The organism is Saccharopolyspora sp. NPDC047091 (genome assembly GCF_040643635.1).
In the GTDB taxonomy this organism is placed as follows: Bacteria; Actinomycetota; Actinomycetes; order Mycobacteriales; family Pseudonocardiaceae; genus Saccharopolyspora_C.
This window is the reverse complement of sequence record NZ_JBEYUS010000026.1, coordinates 59,633-76,319: the sequence shown is the minus strand read 5'-3', so window position 1 is coordinate 76,319 and position 16,687 is coordinate 59,633. Positions and strand designations below refer to the sequence as shown.

Here is a 16,687-nt window from a genome sequence, read left to right as displayed (position 1 = left end):
CTGCCGTGGTGGGTCACGGTGTTGATCATCGCACGTGAGCTGTTCGTCACACTGCTGCGGTTCTGGGTGATCCGGCACGGCGTGATCCCCGCCAGACGTGCAGCCGCACGGACGCCCGGGTAGGTGACGCAGGGGCCACCGGTGATCACGGAGCGTCGAGCTGTTGCGGGCACAATCGCAGATTAATCCTGCATATGGCTTCGTGCAGGATCGAGCATCGCGGGAGCCCGCGTCACGGATCTGGAAAAACTGTGAGCTAACTCACGAAACAGAGGGCTGCGCGGTCAACCGGCGTCGCCGAGCGCCTTGCGCGCGGCCTGCAAGGTCTTGCGCGTGGCCTCCGGCGTCTGCGCGTCGACCGCGAGCCGGTGGCTGACCTTGCTGTAGAGCTCCACGTCCTCCGGCTTGTCCAGGTACAGCGCGCCGGAGAGGTGCTCCAGGTAGACGATGTCCGGGATCTCCTGCTCGGCGAACCGCAGGATCGTGAACGCGCCCTCCGCCCCGGAGCGGCCGAGGTCGAACGGCAGCACCTGCAGCGAGATCGTCGGCAGCTTGATCACTTCCAGCAGGTGGTCGATCTGCTCGCGCAACACGTCGACGCCGCCGATCGGCCGGTGCAGCACGGATTCGTCGATCACCGCCCACAACCGCGGGGCGTTCGGCTGGGTGAACAGGCGCTGGCGGTGCATCCGCAGCCGCACCCGGCGCTCCACCTCTTCCTCGACGGCTTCCGGCCGCCCCTGGCTGGAGATGGCGCGCGCGTAGTTCTCGGTCTGCAGCAGGCCGGGCACGAACTGGATCTCGTAGGTCTGGATGCGGGACGCCGACTCCTCGAGTCCCACGTAGTCCTGGAACCAGGACGGGACGAGGTCGTTGTAGCGGTGCCACCAGCCGGGCTGGTTGGACTGGCGGACCAGGTCGAGGAAGGAGCTCCGCTCGCCCTCGTCCGACACCCCGTAGAGGGTCAGCAGGTCGGCGACGTCGCGTTCCTTGAACCCGACCCGGCCGAGTTCGAGACGGCTGATCTTGGACCCGGAACCGCGGATCTCGTACCCCGCGTCGTCGCGGGAGATGCCGCTGGCCTCGCGCAACCGGCGCAACTGGCTCCCCAGAACCAGGCGACGCGCGGTGGGGCCGCCACTCGCGGCACCATCCGTGGTCACGTCCAGACCTCCCGAATCACGCACGGTCGTTTCCATCGACAGATAGTCGTACCAGCGGTACGCACCGTTACCCGGCATGGCAGTCTAGCCCATCTCACCGCGCCGCCCGCGAAGGTTGTGAACCGTTCCAGCAGGTCGAACGCACATGATCAACATCCCCGGTGAATCCCCAGTCACCCCAGCCGGAACAGTATCGGCGCCCGACCGCGTCGCACGCAATGCCCGATCGTCGGTGCGGATCGATAGGCTCGCCGCGTGTTCACCGTCTCGACCGTCAACGTCAACGGATTGCGCGCCGCCGCGAAAAAGGGATTCGTCGAGTGGCTGTCCGGAACCGGCGCCGACGTGGTCTGCATGCAGGAGACCCGCGCCGAACCGGAGCAGCTGCCCGCGGCCGTCCTCGAACCGGACGGCTGGTTCCCGCTGCTCGCGCCCGCCGCCGCCAAGGGCCGCAGCGGGGTCGCGCTGTACTCGCGGGTGGAGCCCACCGCGTCCCGGATCGGATTCGGCAGCACCGAATTCGACGACAGCGGGCGCTACGCGGAGATCGAACTGCCCGGACTCGTCATCGCCAGCCTCTACCTGCCCAGCGGTGAGGTCGGCACGGAACGCCAGGACGAGAAGGAGCGGTTCATGGCGGAATTCCTGCCGCACCTCGATTCGCTGCGCGACCGCGCGCGCGAGGAGGGGCGCGAAGTGCTGGTGTGCGGCGATTGGAACATCGCGCACCGCGAGGACGACCTGAAGAACTGGAAGGCGAACCGGAAATCCGCGGGATTCCTGCCGGAGGAACGGGAATGGCTCAGCCGCGTCTTCGACGAACTCGGCTACGTCGACGTGTTCCGCGCGCGCAATCCCGAAGGGCCCGGCCCGTACTCGTGGTGGTCCTACCGCGGGAAGGCCTTCGACAACGACTCCGGCTGGCGCATCGACTACCAGGTCGCCACGCCGGGACTCGCGGAGCTGGCCACCTCCGCCGTGGTCGAGAAGGCGCCGTCGTACGACAAGCGCTGGAGCGACCACGCCCCGGTCACCGTCACCTACGACCGCTGATCGCGCGCACGGCGCCCCGTCGTCGGCTTCCGGGCGAGCGGGGCCGGTCCCGCTCGCCCGCGCCGTGCTCGGCCGTCGACACCGCCCGCCGCCCCGGAGCGGGCGTTCGGGCGCCGCGGTGATCGGGAGCTGCTCGTCTACGCTCGACGGCATGCCTGACACGCAGTACGAAGACCTGCTCCGCCACGTGCTCGACGACGGCACCCGCAAGGCGGACCGCACCGGCACCGGCACCCGGTCGATCTTCGGGCACCAGCTGCGCTACCGGCTCTCCGACGGCTTCCCGCTGATCACCACGAAGAAGGTGCACTTCCGCTCGGTCGCCTACGAACTGCTGTGGTTCCTGCGCGGCGACCCGAACGCCACCTGGTTGCAGGAGCGCGGCGTGAAGATCTGGGACGAGTGGGCGGCCCCCGACGGCGACCTCGGCCCGATCTACGGCGTGCAGTGGCGGTCCTGGCCGACGCCGGACGGCGGCCACGTCGACCAGATCTCCGAGGTGCTGCGCACGCTGCGCGAGAACCCCGACTCCCGGCGGATCATCGTGTCCGCGTGGAACGTCGCCGAGCTCTCGCGGATGGCGCTGCCGCCGTGCCACGCGTTCTTCCAGTTCTACGTCGCCGACGGGCGGCTGTCCTGCCAGCTGTACCAGCGCAGCGCGGACCTCTTCCTCGGCGTGCCGTTCAACATCGCCAGCTACGCGCTGCTGACGCACATGATCGCGGAGCAGGTCGGGCTCGGCGTCGGCGACTTCGTGTGGACCGGCGGGGACTGCCACATCTACGACAACCACGAGGAACAGGTCCGCACCCAGCTCGCGCGGGACGCCCGGCCGTTCCCGCGGCTGGACCTGAAGCCGGCGGAAAGCCTGTTCGACTACACCTACGAGCACATCTCGGTCGACGGCTACGACCCGCACCCGGGCATCAAGGCGCCGGTGGCGGTCTGATCGGCATGATCGGCTTGATCTGGGCCCAGTCGACGACCGGCGTCATCGGCCGCGACGGCACCATGCCCTGGCACCTGCCGGAGGACCTGAAGCACTTCCGCACCACGACCGCGGGCGCGACCGTGCTGATGGGCCGGCGCACCTGGGAGTCGTTGCCGCCGCGGTTCCGGCCGTTGCCGGGCAGGCGCAACCTGGTGCTCTCGCGCACCCCGCAGGACGGCGCGGAGACCTTCACCGACCTGCCCGCCGCGCTGGCCGCGGCCGACGGGGACGTGTGGGTGATCGGCGGTGCCGCGGTGTACCGGGCGGCGCTGCCGCTCGCGGACCGGATCGTGGTCACCGAGATCCGGGAGCCCTTCGACGGCGACACCGTCGCCCCCGACGTGGGCCGCCCGCCGGACCGCACGACCGACTGGCAGGAGTCGACCACCGGCCTGCACTACCGCTTCCGCACCTGGGGCTGACCCCGCGACCGGCCCGCCCGGCCGAAGGGGGCCGTCCGAGCCGTTCACCCGGGCGGCGATCGAGGGCATGATCGGGGTGTGGACGACGAAGACCTGATCGCCGAGCGCACCCCGCTGCCCGACGCCATCGGCGGGCGGTTGCGGGAGCAGCTGGTGTTCCTCGCCGAAGTGGACAAGCTCAAGACCGTGCTGCGCCAGTCCCCGCTGGCCGCGGCGGACCGCAGGGAGAACGACGCCGAGCACTCCTGGCACCTGGCGCTGATGGTGTCGGTGCTGGCCGAGCACTCCGACGAACCGATCGACGTCGGGCGCACCGTCGAACTCGTCGTGCTGCACGACCTCGTCGAGATCTACGCCGGGGACACGCCGCTCTACGACGACGCGGGCCGGGAGAGCCAGCAGGAACGGGAGGAGGCCGCCGCCGACCGGCTGTTCGGCCTGCTGCCCGCCGACCAGGCGGTGCGCTTCCGCGGCCTGTGGGACGAGTTCGAGTCCCGCAGCTCACCGGAGGCGCGCTTCGCGAAGGCCGTGGACCGGGTGCAGCCGCTGCTGCTGAACTGGCTGGCGCGCGGCGGCACCTGGGGGACCCCGGGCGTCACCGCGGACACCGTGCGCGCCCGCAAGGCCGTGATCGGTGCGGCCTCCGCTCCGCTGTGGACGGTGGCGCAGGAGCTGATCGACGAGGGCGAGCGCCGCGGCTGGGTCCGGCCGGGGGAGTGAGCCGAGCCCGGGCGCGCCCCGTCCGGAGCGCGCCCGGAACCGCTCAGCCGACCGCGTCCAGCGCGTCGATCAACCCCGCGCCGTAGAACCCGGCGCCGGTCGCCCCGCCCGCGCACACCGCGTCCGGTTTCCCGTCGCCGTCCGGGTCGTAGGCCTCCGGGCACGGCAGCGCGTCGGCCTGGCCGGACAGCGCGCCGGTGACCTGCGGCGCGCTCCACTCCGGGTGGGTGGCGCGCAGCAGCGCCACCACGCCCGCCGCGTGCGGCGCGGCCATCGAGGTGCCCTGCATCCAGCCCCAGCCGCCGCCGGGCACGCTGGAGAGGATGCGGCCGTTCGCCGACGGCGTCTGCGGGATCTGCCGCGCATCCCCGCCCGGCGCGGTCACCGCGACCGAACCGAGGCCGTAGTTGGAGAAGTACGACTTCACCGCGTCCGACCCCACCGAGGACACCGCGACCACGCCCGGCAGCTCACCGGGCAGCGCCGCGCAGTCGTGCCCGGCCCACCGGTCCTGCTGCGGCCCGCCGTTGTTCGGGCTGTCCGTGTCGTGGATCGGCTGCGACAGGTCCCAGCCGCTGTTGCCCGCCGCGGCCACCGTCACCACGTCGTGCCCGGCCGCGTAGGCCACGGCCCGGCGCACCGCTTCGGCGCCCGCGCGCTGGTCGGGATCGCCTTCGCACCACAGGTACCAGGGGTCCACGAAGTACGAGTTGTTCGTGACGTCGATGTCGTGCTCGGCGGCCCACAGGAATCCGCACACCGCGTACTCGGGGTAGATGAACCCGTCGTCGTCGATCACCCGCACCGAGGCGAGGTTCGTGTCCGGGGCGACGCCCGCCACGCCGACCCCGTTGCGGGCGGCGGCGATGGTGCCCGCCACGTGCGTGCCGTGCGCCTGGGTGTCGTCGGCCGGGGCCCAGGCCTCGACCGCGGTGTCCGGGATGCCGTCCTGCGCGCAGCTCACCGACTTCGACAGGTCCAGGTTCGGCTTCAGGTCGGGGTGTTCCGGGTCGATGCCGTAGTCGAGCACGCCGACGGTGACGTCCGGGCTGCCGGTGGAGATCGCGTGCGCCCGGTCGGCCCCGATCAGCGGCAGGTCCCACTGGTCGGCTTCCAGCGGTTCCCGGTCGGCGGCGGTGGCGGGCCGCTGCGCGGCGGTGCCCTCCAGCCGTTCCAACCGGGTGCTGGGCGGCGCGGGCGGGAGCTGCTCCGCCAGGTTCCGGCTGGCTCCCGCCTGGTCGACCGCGGGCTGCGCGCGCACGGCGGCCGCGAACCCGGGGTCGGGGGAGGTGGCGAGCAGGACGCCGATCTGCGGCCAGCTCTGCACGACGGAACCGCCGACGGCGCGCACCGAGTCCTCGGTCCCGCGCAGCCCGTCGCCGGTGGGGCCCAGCACCACGAAGTGGGCGGGCGCGGCGTCGGCGGCGGTGGCCGCGGGGTCGAGCCCGGTCGGGACGGCGGCGACGGCCGGGACCAGCAGGCCCAGCGCCAGCGCGGAACCCGCGAGGCGCAGGCGGTTTCCGCGCGGGCGCGGAGTCGATCGTTGTGGTGACACGTGTCCTCCCACGGCACATTCGTACCGAGCGATCAGTGACTGATCGTCGGATGATCCGCCCGATCAGCGGACTTCGACAGGGCGAAAAGGAGCAATCCGGCAGGGGAACCGGACGGCCGCCGCCTCCCGCTTTCGCGGGTCACCCGTTTCGGGGTCGCTTGCTAGGGCCGAACGGGTCGACGTGTTGCCGGACTTGCCACTCGGCCGAGTTATGGCGCTTGTCACCGCTCGGCTCGGTGAATTCGGTGTGTCGTGCGCGAGCGGGGCGTGCACCCGCCTCCAGCAGTGATAACGCGCACTTCGGGTACCCGGTGCCGCCGCGGTTCGGCGGGAAAATAGGATCTTTGCGTCGTGGCCGGTTTACGCAACGCGATCGTGGTGTTCACACACGATCGGTACGGTCCGCAACCGGGTTGAACGAGATCTGTACCCGTACGGGTTAACCGTCAAGGGAGGCAACGCTCGTGCGTAGCCGATTTGCCCGCGTGACCACGCGGGTATTGGTACTGGCGCCGCTCCTGGCCGTCGCAGTCCTGGGCACCGCCACGGCGCAGGCCGCGGGCAGCGGCCAGGTCCTCGCGCAGGGCGCCCCCTTCGTGGGCGCGGCCACCCCGGTCGGCATCGCCGCCATCGGTTTCGGCATCGTCGGCATGCTCGCCGGCGTCCTCCGCCGCAAGAAGATCGAGATCCAGCCGGAGAACCAGCGCAAGGGCTGACCGCACGCCCGGCGCGGCGCCCCGGCCACCACCGGGAAGCGCCACCCGATCCCCCCGCCCGCGCGGACCTTGCGAGAATCGACGGGTGAGCAGCGACGAGAACCCGCACACCTCCGCAGCAGGCTCGGCACCCGGGCGCGGACCCCGCGTCCTGTCGGGCATCCAGCCCACCGCCGACTCCTTCCACCTCGGCAACTACCTGGGCGCCCTGCGGTCCTGGGTGCGGATGCAGCACGACCACGACGCGTTCTACTGCGTCGTCGACCTGCACGCGATCACCGTCGAACAGGACCCGGAACTGCTGCGCAAGCGCACCCGGACCTCCGCCGCGCAGCTGCTCGCGCTCGGCATCGACCCCGACGCGTCCACCCTGTTCGTGCAGAGCCACGTCCCCGAGCACGCCCAGCTGAGCTGGGTCCTGGAATGCCTCGCCGGATTCGGCGAAGCCGGCCGCATGACCCAGTTCAAGGACAAGTCCGCGCGCCAGGACTCCGACCACATCAGCGTCGGGCTGTTCACCTACCCCGTGCTGCAGGCCGCGGACATCCTGCTGTACCAGGCGAACCAGGTCCCGGTCGGCGAGGACCAGCGCCAGCACCTCGAACTCACCCGCAACCTCGCCCAGCGGTTCAACTCCCGCTACGGCGACACCTTCACCGTGCCCTCCGCGCACATCCCGAAGGAAGCCGCCAAGATCCAGGACCTGCAGGACCCGACGGCGAAGATGAGCAAGTCCCAGCCGAGCGGCGTCGTCGACCTGCTGGAAGATCCGAAGCGCTCCGCCAAGAAGATCCGCTCCGCCGTCACCGACAACGAGCGCGAGATCCGCTACGACCCGGAGCACAAGGCGGGCGTGAGCAACCTGCTCGCCATCCACTCCGCGCTGACCGGCAGCGGCATCGACGAGCTCGTCGCCGAGTTCGACGGCCGCGGCTACGGCGACCTGAAGAAGGCCGTCGGCGAGGCGTTCGTCGAGTTCGCCGTCCCCTTCCAGGAGAAGGTGCACGGCTACCTCGCCGACCCCGCGGAACTGGACAAGGTGCTGCGCCGCGGCGCCGAGCACGCCCGCGAGGTCGCCGCCGACACGCTGCGGACCACCTACGAGCGCGTCGGCTTCCTCCCGCCGTCGGTCGGCTGACGGCGCGTCGATCTTGCGCTGACGAGATCATTCGGCGGTAACCTCAGGCCCGTTCGGGGCAACCCCTCCGTCCCGGACGGGCCTGGAGGTGACCCGTGACCGATCGCAGCCAACCCGCGCGCGCCGCCACGACCGGCGAACAGCCCGGTCTGCTGGAGCGGCTGCGCCGGGAGCACCCGTGGCTCGACCGGCTGATCCGCGCCGCGGCGCGCTACCAGAGCCAGTACGGCGACTACTACGCCGCGGCGATCACCTACTTCAGCGTGCTGGCCCTGGTGCCGCTGCTGATGATCTCCTTCGCGGTGGCCGGATTCGTGCTCGCGGGCAACCCGGACCTGCTGGACCAGCTGCGGCTGTCGATCACCGAAGCCGTCCCGAACCGGGAGATGAGCGGCATGCTCAACCAGGTCGTCGGGCAGGCGATCGAGCAGGCGGGCACCGTCGGGATCATCGGGCTGCTCGTCGCCCTCTACTCCGGTCTGGGCTGGATGACGAACCTGCGCGAGGCGCTGACCGCGCAGTGGAGCCAGGAGCACGAAGCCCCGCCGATGCTCAAGCGGCTCGCCTCCGACCTGGTATCGCTGATCGGGCTGGGGCTGGCGATGGCCGTGTCGTTCGGGCTCAGCGCGCTCGGCGGCGGCGTCGGCCGGGCGCTGTTCGCCGCGCTCGGCATCGGGAACACGTGGCCCGCGCGGATCGGGCTGTCGGTGCTGGCGATCGCGCTGTCCCTGGCCGCGGGCTGGCTGGTGTTCATCTGGGTGCTGGCGCGGTTGCCGCGGCTGCCCGTGTCGCTGCGCAGCGCGGTGTGGGGCGGGTTGTTCGCCGCCATCGGATTCGAAGTGCTCAAGCAGGTCGGAGTCGTCTACCTCGGCAGCGTCACCGGATCGCCCGCGGCGGCCGCGTTCGGGCCGATCCTCGGGTTGCTGGTGTTCGCGTACCTGACCTCGCGGTTCATCCTGTTCGTCACGGCGTGGACCGCGTCGTCCGCCGACAACGAGCACCGGGCGCTGCCGGAACCGCCGCCACCCGCGGTGATCCGGCCGCAGGTGCGGGTGATCGGTGCGGGGGCCAAGGCTTCGGCGGCGGTGTTCGGGCTGGGGGCACTGACCGGCTGGCTCCTCCGCCGCTGACCTGATCTGGTTCGCCGCTCGTTCCGGCAGTCGGGGCGGGTGGCGGAACCTCAGCGGGATTCTCGCTGCGGGATCGTTTTCACCGGTGGCTCCGCCACAGGAGAAAACGCTGTCCTCGCGAGAATCCCGCTGAGAACCCGCGGCGGTGCCGGTTGCCGTGGTGGTCGCCGCCGACAGGAGAGGGTGGTGGGCTCACCCGGCCGGGTTCGGGGCGAGGCCGGGTGAGCCGCGCCCCGTGCGGTGGCCACCGCACGGGGCCGGAGTCGGCGACCGGCTCGGGGTAGCACCGTCCGGGCGGTCCGAGCTGCGTCTTCCGGGACCGCCCGCCGCTCGACTCCTACCAACGAGAATGCCGGGTTCCGCTTCTCGGCGAACCGGTGCGATTACCCGAGTACTACCTAGCCCATCCGAGTGATCAACTCGGTCAGGGGTGGTCCGGTCCGCGGTTCGCCGCGCGGCGGGCCGCGGCGCGGCGCCTGCGCAGCACCGCGAACACCCCGGCGGCGACGATCACCAGCACCGCCAGCGCCGTCAGCGGCACCCCGACGGTGCCGAACATCGGCGAGTTCGGCAGCTCCCCGTCGGTGGCGGCCTGCGCGGCGGGTGCCGAGTCCTCTTCGGACGGTTCCGGTTCGGTGACCAGCTCGCCGACGGACGTGCCCGGCGGCAGCGAGAAGCCGTGGTCGAGCAGCTGCATGGTGAACTTCGACTGCCGCACCGGCTTGTTCTCGCCGCGCATCAGCACCGCCACCAGCCGCCTGCCGTCGCGTTCGGCGGCGGCGATGAACGTGTGCCGGGCGTCGTCGGTGAAGCCGGTCTTGCCGCCGAGCGCGCCCGGGTAGTTCCACAGCACCGCGTTGTCGCTCTCCACCGGCAGCGGCGGGCCGCCGGGCTTGCCGGGCAGCGTGGTCTCGCGGACCGATTCGGCGTGCGAGAACTCGGGGTGCCGCATGGCCTCCCGGAAGATCAGCGCCAGGTCGTAGGCGGACGTCGCCATCCCGGGCCCGTCCAGGCCGGACGGGGTGGCGGCGCGGGTGTCGTGCGCGCCGAGCTCGTCGGCGAGCGCGTTCATCTTCCGCACCGTCTCGTCGATGCCGCCGAGCTTCCGGGCGAGCGCGTGCGCCGCGTCGTTGCCGGACTGCATGATCAGCCCGGCCAGCACCTGCTCGACGCGGTAGGTGGCACCGGGTTCGAGCCCGACCCGGCTGCCCTCCTGGTCGGCGTCGTCCTGGGTGACCACGATGGTGTCGGCCATGTCGAGCTCGCGGATCGCGACCAGCGCGGTCAGCACCTTGATGGTGGACGCGGGCCGGTGCCGGGCGTGCGGATCGCGGGCCGCGAGCACCTCACCGGTGTCCAGGTCGGCCAGCACCCACGACTGGGAGGCGATCGGGTCCAGTGCGGCCGGTGGCGCGCCGGGCGCGTTGATCTCGCCGCACTCGCCGAGCCGTTCGCCGCCGACCGGCTCGTCGGGGACCGGTAGCGGTTCCGGAACGGGATCACCCGGAGCGGGGACCTCGGAGGTGTCGACGGCGGGTGGTGGAGCGGCTCCGGCGCACCCCGCCGGTTCCTGCGCGGCCGCGCTCAGCGGCGCCAGACCGAGCAGCACGAGCGCCGCGCACCCGGCGGCGGCGAGCCTGCCCGCGGTGCGCCGCACGCCCGCGGCATTCGGTGCGAATGCCGGATTTCTCGGGGGAAACGGGTGGATCGTGCGGACCGGGGCGACCGGGTGGTGAGCTCTCGCGGGCACGGGCTCAGGCTAGCGAACCCGCTGCCGACCCCACCCCCGGTCCACCGGAAGTCCCGCGACGAGTGCCGCGCGCCGAGGTGGGGCGCGCCCGCATCGGCTCCACCGCCGACGGGCATCCACCCCACCCCGCCGTCCGAGATCGGGAATTCCCGCCGGGTGAATGGCCCCTTCGCCCGGTGGGAGTGGGCGAGCGGGCCGTTCACCTGGAGCCGCGGGGCCCGGAGCGGCGCGGAGCATCCGAGAGCCGGGTGCTCGAGTGCCGGATCATCCGAGCGCCCGAGTCATCCGAGCGCCGGATCACGCGAGTGCCGGGTCATCCGAGCCCGGCTCATCCGAGCCCGGCTCATCCGAGCGCCGGACCACCCGAGCGCCAGCACACCCGAGCTCGGGCCGGCCGAGAGCTGGGCCACTTGCGAGGTGGGCGTCGGACCGGGCCGCCGGGCGCGGGGTGATACTGCCCCCGTGACGTTCTCCCGCCGTACCGCCCTGTTCCTGCTCGCCTTCGGCGTGTGGTCGTGGCTGCTGTGGCCCACGTTCTTCCGCAACATCTGGGTGAGCGAGAACTCCTGGCAGGCCGGTTCGCCGACGCCGTTCCTCTACGTGCACTTCGTGATCGCCGCGGTGTCGCTGGTGCTGGGCACCGCGATCGGCGTGCTCGGCTGGCGCGCGTTCCGCGCGACCCGCGGCTGAGCCTCCGGCGCGCCCTACCCGGCGTCCGGCGCGGTTCCCGCCCCGCCCTGCAGCGCGGCGAGCGTCAGCACGGTCCCGCCGACGCCCCAGCCGCCGTCGGCGACGTCCTCCACGAGCACGAGCGTGGTGGCGCGGGCCCGTTCGCCGAAGACTTCGGCGTACAGGTCGGTGACGCGGTGCACGAGCCGTTCCTTCTGCTCGGCGTCGAGGGTTCCGGCGGGCACTTTCAGGTTCGCGAACGGCATGTCTTCTCCTCCAGCAGGTCGTTCCGGTTCCGGTCAGGCCGCGCCGCCGTGCGGGTCGGCGGCGTCGAGGGCGGCCACCACCTGGTCGAACTCGCCGCGGACCTCGGAGTAGCGCAGGAACTTGACCCGTTCGACGAGGATCTCCCGCGCCTCGGGGTCGGCTTCCAGCAGCGCCATCACCTCGTCGATGAACTCGTCCAGCGGCATCGCGTGCGAGCTCTCCCGGTGCCCGGGCATCAGGTCGGTCTGCACCGCCGGCGGCGCCAGCTCCTGCAGCCGCACGCTGGTGCCCCTCAGCTGCAGCCGCAGCGATTCGGTGAGCATGTGGATCGCGGCCTTCGAGGCGTTGTAGCTGGGCGTCACGCGCAGCGGGGTGAACGCCAGCCCGGAGGTCACGGTGAGCACGGTCGCGTCCGGCTGCCGCTGCAGGTGCTCGATGAACTCGGCGATGAGCCGGATCGGCCCGAGCACGTTGGTGGCGATGACGTCCTCCGCCGATTCGAGGAACCCGGCGGGATCCCGCCAGTTCTCGGCGCGCATGATGCCCGCCATCGGGACGAGCACGTTCAGATCGGGGTGGCGCTCCAGCACCGCGGCCGACGCGTCGCGGATGCTCGCCGGGTCGAGCGTGTCGATCCGCTGGGTGTCGATGCCGGGGTGCTCGGCGGCGATCTGCGCGAGGAGCTCCTCGCGCCTGCCGCCGACGATGACGGTGTTGCCCTTCTCGTGGAAGCGCAGGGCGAGGGCCAGGCCGATGCCGCTGGTGGCGCCGGGGATGAAGAGGGTGTTTCCGCTGATGTGCATGCCACGAGTCTGGGACGGTGCCCCCGCCACGTGCAGAGATCGGTTATCGGGGGATCGGCGGTCCCTGGTCGGTGCCCGCGGCCGGGTTCATGCTGGTGGCATGGACCGACCCGCACTCGCCACCTTCCTGTCCCGCCGCCGGGAGGCGCTGCGCCCCGCCGACGTGGGCCTGCCCCCGGGCGCCCGCAGGCGCACGCCCGGGCTGCGCCGGGAGGAGGTGGCGTCGCTGGCCGGCATGTCCACCGACTACTACACGCGGCTGGAGCAGCGCCGCGGCCCGCACCCGAGCGCGCAGCTGCTGACGGCGCTGGCCAGGGCGCTGCGGCTCAGCGACGACGAGCGGGACTACCTGTTCCAGGTGGCCGGGCACAACGCCCCGCGGCGGGTCCTGGCGTCGCCGCACGTGGCCCCGGCGCTGCTGCGGGTGCTGGACCGGCTGGACGACACGCCCGCGCTGATCCTGTCCGCGCTGGGGGAGACGCTGGTGCAGAACCGGATGGCCTGCGCCCTGCTCGGGGACCGCTCCGGTTACGTGGGGCTGGCCCGCAGCGAGGTCTACCGCTGGTTCACCGAACCGGAGCACGAACGCCGCATGTACCCGGAGGCCGACCGGGACCGGCAGAGCCGCGCGCAGGTCGCGAACCTGCGCGTCGCCTACGGGATGCTGGGCGACGCCTCCGCGGCCGGTGACGTGGTGCGGGCGCTGCTGCGCAAGAGCCCCGAGTTCGCCGAGCTGTGGCGGCGCCACGAGGTGGCCAAGCGCTTCGCGGACCACAAGACGCTGCTGCACCCCGAGGTCGGCGCCATCGAGGTGGACTGCCAGGTGCTGTTCACCGAGGACCACGCCCAGGCGCTGCTGGTGCTCACCGCGGCCCCCGGCAGCGACGGCCACGCCAAGCTGGAACTCCTCAACGTCGTCGGCCACGAACGCTTCACCAGCCCCCGCACCTGACCGGCGAACGCGGAAGCGCCCGGGTCAGTTCGACTTGATTCGAGGGACTCCTCCCTTGCGACCGAGGTCGAAGTTGATGCGGTAGATGTCCGGCACGTCGAGCATGCCGGTGGCACGTCGCTTCATCACGCCCAGCGCGATGAGCTCTTCGATCAGGCTCTCCGGTTGGTGGTTCCGGGGTCCCGTGGACACCTGCTGCTTCGAGCCGTCCTTGCCCTGCTCCCCGGCGTGCGTTCGCTGGTGTTCGGCGAGGCGTTCCGAAAGGCCTACTTCGTTCCACCGCGAGATGACATCGGCTTGCGGTATGGGAACCTGCTTCCCCGCCAGCGGGGTGATGGTCACAGGCACCCACGAGATGTCCTCGGTCAACTCGCCCACCCGGGTCTCGGACGCCGACTGCACGCCCTTTTTGATCGCTTCCCAGTGCAGGGCGTGCTCGTAGCCGGCGTGTCGCGCCGCCGAACTCTCCCCGGCCCGGCGCAACGCGTCCAGGAAGCTGCGCGGGCTGATCTGGTCCGTGCCGTCGGCGAGGTGGTTGGGCAGCCAGGTGTAGGTATGCCCCTTCCGGTGGTTCTGCCCCATGTACGGCCCGGCGATCGCGATGAAGGTCTCGTTCTGCTTCGGCTCATCACCGATCAGCGCCTCGGGCGCCACGTAGCGGTGCTGCGCGTTCCGCCAACGTCCGGTGGCGGCGCGGAATGCCGCCGCGTGGTCGCTGTCGGCGTTCCCGAGCTGGTGGAAGAACAGCCCGTACAGGTTGCTCCGGTACCAGGTGAGTTCGGCGGCGTTCGAGATGAGCTTCGAGGAATCGGCGAAGCTGAGCGAGAGGTTGTTCAGCATGTCGGGGCGGATGAAGACCTTCGCCCGCAGGTGCCGCGTCATCAGCCGCAGTTCCAACGCGACCTGGAGTATCGCGGTGGCGAGCCGGTCGGCTTCGGAGCGCTTGTTGTGCGTGCGCTCCAGCGCGTCGAACATGATCAGTTCGGTCCGGCCCGAGCTTTCGGCGTGTCGGTCGACCCGGGTGAGTGCGGCTGCGCGGTCCTCCGGGTTGCCCTTCACCCAGTCGACTCGTTGAGACCACTTATCCAAGTCCTGCACTTCTCGCACTTCCAGCGCGTTCAGCACCACGGCGTACCAGAGGTCCCGCGGTTCGGCACCGTTGGCGAGCAAGGCCGCGATGGTGTCCGCGTCGGGATAGTCGGACGGGCGCAGCGCAGCGCCGTACCCGGCGTGCGGAACGAGTCGTCGCAACTGCGGGAGGCGGTACTCCTCGGCCGCCAGCTCGCGCAGTTCGTCCTTCTGCAGAGCCTGGAACCACACCGACTTCCCGACCCCGCGCCCGCCCTTCACCACGGTCACGTCCGGGTCCAACGACAGCCGGTGCCCCGGCGGGGTGAAGAGCGTCCGGGGGTCGATCGGGCTCGTGTCCGCATCCGCCGTGGACGGCATCGCCGCCAGCAGCTCGCGGTACTGGTGCGGGGTGAGGCTCATTCCTGCTCTTCCACGGCGAGAGCGCCTGCTTCGGGGAGGAACCGCTCGTAAGCGGCCTTGATGAACGGGTGGTCGTGCCAGTCCGGGGCGTCGGTGTGGTCGATGCCGACGAGGTCGTGGGAGAACAGGATCGGCAGCGGGAAGTGCGGAGCGTCCTCGTCGTCCGGACCGAAGTTGAACGCGGCTCCGTCCGCTGGGGAGGCGTCGTCGTACAGGGTCTCCGCGAAGCACTGCTGGGCGTGGTCCCGGAATCGCTCCAACCGCTCCGGCGCCGACGCGGACGGCACCATCGCCGCGACCATCTTCAACCGTTGCCGCACGTCGTCGCGGAGCTCCGCAGGGAGCTGCCGCCACTGGTCGAACAGCATCCGGTACCCGGCCCAGGTGTGCGGGTTGTCGTTGGCGAACAGCAGGCTCAGGCTGCTGAGCCGCGTGATCGCTATCGCCGCGATGTCGTGGATCCCGGCCCTGCTGTCCAGCAGGACCACATCCGGTTCCCGGCTGCGCGCCGCGACCTGCTGCTCCGCCGCGAGCAGCGCCGCCTCGATGCGGTCGGCCAGGGTGCGGGAGGCGCCGTTCCCGCCGTCCGGGAGCTCCGCGTAGATCCGGTTGAGCTTGGCCAGGTAGTCGCGTTTCGCCGGGTCACCCCCGTCGGCTGCCAGCAGCCACACCTCGCCGTTGCCGGGAGGCCGGACCACCTCGCTGCGGCTGACGAGGTCGAGGCCGTCCTCGTTGCCGACGGCGGCTTCGACGAGGTGATCGACGAGGCCGTGCGGAGCTCTGCCGTCCGGTCGCTGGAGCAGCTCGCCGACCCCGGGGGACTCCAGGTCGAGGTCCGCCACCAGCACGCACAGACCGCGGGCGGCCAAGTCCTTGGCGAGCATGAACGTCGCCGTGGAACGCCCGACCCCGCCCTTGAAGCCGTAGAGCGTGATCCGTCGGAGCGGAGGTTCGGCCCTGGGACGTGCCCAGTCGGCGCCGACGACGGTGCGTTCGAGGACGGCGAACCTCCCACGCCCCGCAGCGCGTTCGGTCCGGGCGATCAGGTCGGGGGCGTCGAGCACCGCCTCCGGCGCGAACAGCGCGGAGGCGAGCAGCACCGGTTGTCCGGAGGCGAAGGCGCCCGTCGCGTCGCGGAACCCGGCCTCCAGCCCGTCGGGGAGCGCCGCCTCGCCGGTGTCGTCGAGCACCAGCGTGATCCGGCCCGCGAGATCGCGGACCAGGACGACGTCCAGGCCGGTGCGGATGACGTCCTCCGCGACCCGGCCGGCGTTCCGCCATGCGTCGTCGAAGCGGATGGGCGTCACGGGAGCACTCCGTTGATCTGGGCCTGCTGGTGGAAGGAGAGTAACTTCCGCGCCTCCGCGAGATGGGCATCAGCGCGCGCGGCGTCGATGTGGGCGCCGTCCGAATAGCGCTCGAAGACGGTCCAGTGCTCGAACGGGTTGGCGGCGGAGATCGCCTGGTGGAAGGCGCCGCCGGTCCGGCCCGCGGGGAGCAGGCTCAATTCGTGCCACAACCCGGGCAAATGTCCGTAGGTCGCCTTCGGTTCTGCCGGATGCTTCGGGCGGTCGCCGTGGAGAACACCGCCGAGGTGGCCGATGAGGATCGCTTTCAGCGCGCATTCCGCAGCGATCCCTGCCAGGTGATCAGCGTTCGCGACCCGTTGCCTCCCGAGGAGCAGCTCGGCATCCCGGTAGTGGCGGACGGCCGCCTCCGCGAAGCGGGTGGTGTCGGGGACCTGGGACATGATCGCAGAATACGCATGATCGTCACTCAGCGTGCCGGGTTCGGTGATCCGGCGTTGTCTGCCAGGTGGAACGCGGAAGCGCCCGCCCCCTGGACCGGGGGCGGGCGCTTCGCGGTG

The 16,687-nt window shown here is 71.5% G+C and carries 17 protein-coding genes and 1 pseudogene; 10 read left to right on the top strand and 8 right to left on the bottom strand.

From position 1 onward, the window contains the following. A pseudogene (locus ABZ805_RS14175) lies at window positions 1–114 on the top strand (CDP-alcohol phosphatidyltransferase family protein); the annotation flags it as partial. 170 nt (window positions 115–284) lie between these two features. Here the strand turns inward: ABZ805_RS14175 and ABZ805_RS14170 are convergent. After that, on the bottom strand, window positions 285–1,100 hold the full coding sequence (locus ABZ805_RS14170) for a helix-turn-helix transcriptional regulator (RefSeq protein WP_358439291.1): 816 nt from the start codon (window positions 1,098–1,100) through the stop codon (window positions 285–287). 318 nt (window positions 1,101–1,418) lie between these two features. On the opposite strand from ABZ805_RS14170, the gene ABZ805_RS14165 reads away from it, so the two are divergent. From ABZ805_RS14165 to ABZ805_RS14150, 4 genes are all read left to right on the top strand, one after another. Next, complete coding sequence (locus tag ABZ805_RS14165; RefSeq protein WP_358439289.1) at window positions 1,419–2,216, top strand: exodeoxyribonuclease III; 798 nt, start codon at window positions 1,419–1,421, stop codon at window positions 2,214–2,216. 151 nt (window positions 2,217–2,367) lie between these two features. After that, window positions 2,368–3,165: a thymidylate synthase gene (locus ABZ805_RS14160; protein ID WP_358439287.1), complete on the top strand. Its 798-nt coding sequence runs from the start codon at window positions 2,368–2,370 to the stop codon at window positions 3,163–3,165. A gap of 5 nt (window positions 3,166–3,170) precedes the next feature. Continuing rightward, a complete protein-coding gene (locus ABZ805_RS14155; RefSeq protein ID WP_358439284.1) occupies window positions 3,171–3,629 on the top strand; it encodes a dihydrofolate reductase in 459 nt (152 codons plus the stop codon). Between the two features lie 78 nt (window positions 3,630–3,707). Further along, the gene (locus ABZ805_RS14150) at window positions 3,708–4,349 is read left to right on the top strand and encodes an HD domain-containing protein (RefSeq protein ID WP_358439281.1); all 642 of its coding nucleotides are present in this window, start codon (window positions 3,708–3,710) and stop codon (window positions 4,347–4,349) included. 43 nt (window positions 4,350–4,392) lie between these two features. Here the strand turns inward: ABZ805_RS14150 and ABZ805_RS14145 are convergent, their stop codons facing one another. Further along, on the bottom strand, window positions 4,393–5,904 hold the full coding sequence (locus ABZ805_RS14145) for a S8 family serine peptidase (protein WP_358439278.1): 1,512 nt from the start codon (window positions 5,902–5,904) through the stop codon (window positions 4,393–4,395). A gap of 485 nt (window positions 5,905–6,389) precedes the next feature. On the opposite strand from ABZ805_RS14145, the gene ABZ805_RS14140 reads away from it, so the two are divergent. The 3 genes from ABZ805_RS14140 to yhjD all read left to right on the top strand — a co-directional run bounded on the left by ABZ805_RS14140 (window position 6,390) and on the right by yhjD (window position 8,888). Then, window positions 6,390–6,620 carry a hypothetical protein gene (locus ABZ805_RS14140; RefSeq protein WP_358439275.1) on the top strand — a complete coding sequence of 77 codons (231 nt, stop codon included), beginning with the start codon at window positions 6,390–6,392 and terminating at the stop codon, window positions 6,618–6,620. An 85-nt stretch (window positions 6,621–6,705) separates the two neighbouring features. Then, window positions 6,706–7,758, top strand: coding sequence for a tryptophan--tRNA ligase (trpS, locus tag ABZ805_RS14135; protein WP_358439272.1), 1,053 nt, complete (start codon window positions 6,706–6,708; stop codon window positions 7,756–7,758). 95 nt (window positions 7,759–7,853) lie between these two features. Continuing rightward, on the top strand, window positions 7,854–8,888 hold the full coding sequence (yhjD, locus tag ABZ805_RS14130; RefSeq protein WP_358439269.1) for an inner membrane protein YhjD: 1,035 nt from the start codon (window positions 7,854–7,856) through the stop codon (window positions 8,886–8,888). A gap of 424 nt (window positions 8,889–9,312) precedes the next feature. On the opposite strand, the gene ABZ805_RS14125 is transcribed toward yhjD, so the two are convergent. Further along, window positions 9,313–10,545, bottom strand: coding sequence for a serine hydrolase (locus tag ABZ805_RS14125; RefSeq protein WP_358439266.1), 1,233 nt, complete (start codon window positions 10,543–10,545; stop codon window positions 9,313–9,315). A 555-nt stretch (window positions 10,546–11,100) separates the two neighbouring features. On the opposite strand from ABZ805_RS14125, the gene ABZ805_RS14120 reads away from it, so the two are divergent. Continuing rightward, entirely contained in the window at window positions 11,101–11,328 is a 228-nt protein-coding gene (locus ABZ805_RS14120) for a hypothetical protein (RefSeq protein ID WP_358439263.1), read from the top strand. 14 nt (window positions 11,329–11,342) lie between these two features. Here the strand turns inward: ABZ805_RS14120 and ABZ805_RS14115 are convergent, their stop codons facing one another. Both ABZ805_RS14115 and ABZ805_RS14110 read right to left on the bottom strand, forming a co-directional pair. Continuing rightward, a complete protein-coding gene (locus ABZ805_RS14115; protein ID WP_358439260.1) occupies window positions 11,343–11,573 on the bottom strand; it encodes a 4-oxalocrotonate tautomerase family protein in 231 nt (76 codons plus the stop codon). A 33-nt stretch (window positions 11,574–11,606) separates the two neighbouring features. Continuing rightward, window positions 11,607–12,377, bottom strand: a complete 771-nt coding sequence (locus ABZ805_RS14110; protein WP_358439257.1) for an SDR family NAD(P)-dependent oxidoreductase — start codon at window positions 12,375–12,377, stop codon at window positions 11,607–11,609. A 100-nt stretch (window positions 12,378–12,477) separates the two neighbouring features. Between ABZ805_RS14110 and ABZ805_RS14105 the strand changes: the two genes are divergently transcribed. Further along, a complete protein-coding gene (locus ABZ805_RS14105) occupies window positions 12,478–13,329 on the top strand; it encodes a helix-turn-helix transcriptional regulator (protein WP_358439254.1) in 852 nt (283 codons plus the stop codon). A gap of 24 nt (window positions 13,330–13,353) precedes the next feature. Here ABZ805_RS14105 and ABZ805_RS14100 read toward each other — a convergent pair whose 3' ends face one another. Genes ABZ805_RS14100 through ABZ805_RS14090 form a run of 3 tightly spaced genes read right to left on the bottom strand, consistent with a single transcriptional unit; the run spans window position 13,354 to window position 16,570 of the window. Next, window positions 13,354–14,820 (bottom strand): hypothetical protein, encoded by a 1,467-nt coding sequence (locus tag ABZ805_RS14100; RefSeq protein ID WP_358439251.1) that lies wholly within the window; start codon window positions 14,818–14,820, stop codon window positions 13,354–13,356. Next, on the bottom strand, window positions 14,817–16,127 hold the full coding sequence (locus tag ABZ805_RS14095) for a hypothetical protein (RefSeq protein ID WP_358439249.1): 1,311 nt from the start codon (window positions 16,125–16,127) through the stop codon (window positions 14,817–14,819). Before ABZ805_RS14095 ends, ABZ805_RS14100 begins: the two co-directional genes overlap by 4 nt. Further along, a complete protein-coding gene (locus tag ABZ805_RS14090; protein ID WP_358439246.1) occupies window positions 16,124–16,570 on the bottom strand; it encodes a hypothetical protein in 447 nt (148 codons plus the stop codon). Before ABZ805_RS14090 ends, ABZ805_RS14095 begins: the two co-directional genes overlap by 4 nt. Window positions 16,571–16,687: the final 117 nt, after the last annotated feature.

Coding starts and splice junctions, on each gene's coding strand:
- ABZ805_RS14105 (WP_358439254.1), top strand. CDS start 12,478: ATGGACCGACCCGCACTCGCCACCTTCCTGTCCCGCCGCCGGGAGGCG.
- ABZ805_RS14090 (WP_358439246.1), bottom strand. CDS start 16,570: ATGTCCCAGGTCCCCGACACCACCCGCTTCGCGGAGGCGGCCGTCCGC.
- ABZ805_RS14115 (WP_358439260.1), bottom strand. CDS start 11,573: ATGCCGTTCGCGAACCTGAAAGTGCCCGCCGGAACCCTCGACGCCGAG.
- ABZ805_RS14110 (WP_358439257.1), bottom strand. CDS start 12,377: ATGCACATCAGCGGAAACACCCTCTTCATCCCCGGCGCCACCAGCGGC.
- ABZ805_RS14155 (WP_358439284.1), top strand. CDS start 3,171: ATGATCGGCTTGATCTGGGCCCAGTCGACGACCGGCGTCATCGGCCGC.
- ABZ805_RS14100 (WP_358439251.1), bottom strand. CDS start 14,820: ATGAGCCTCACCCCGCACCAGTACCGCGAGCTGCTGGCGGCGATGCCG.
- ABZ805_RS14160 (WP_358439287.1), top strand. CDS start 2,368: ATGCCTGACACGCAGTACGAAGACCTGCTCCGCCACGTGCTCGACGAC.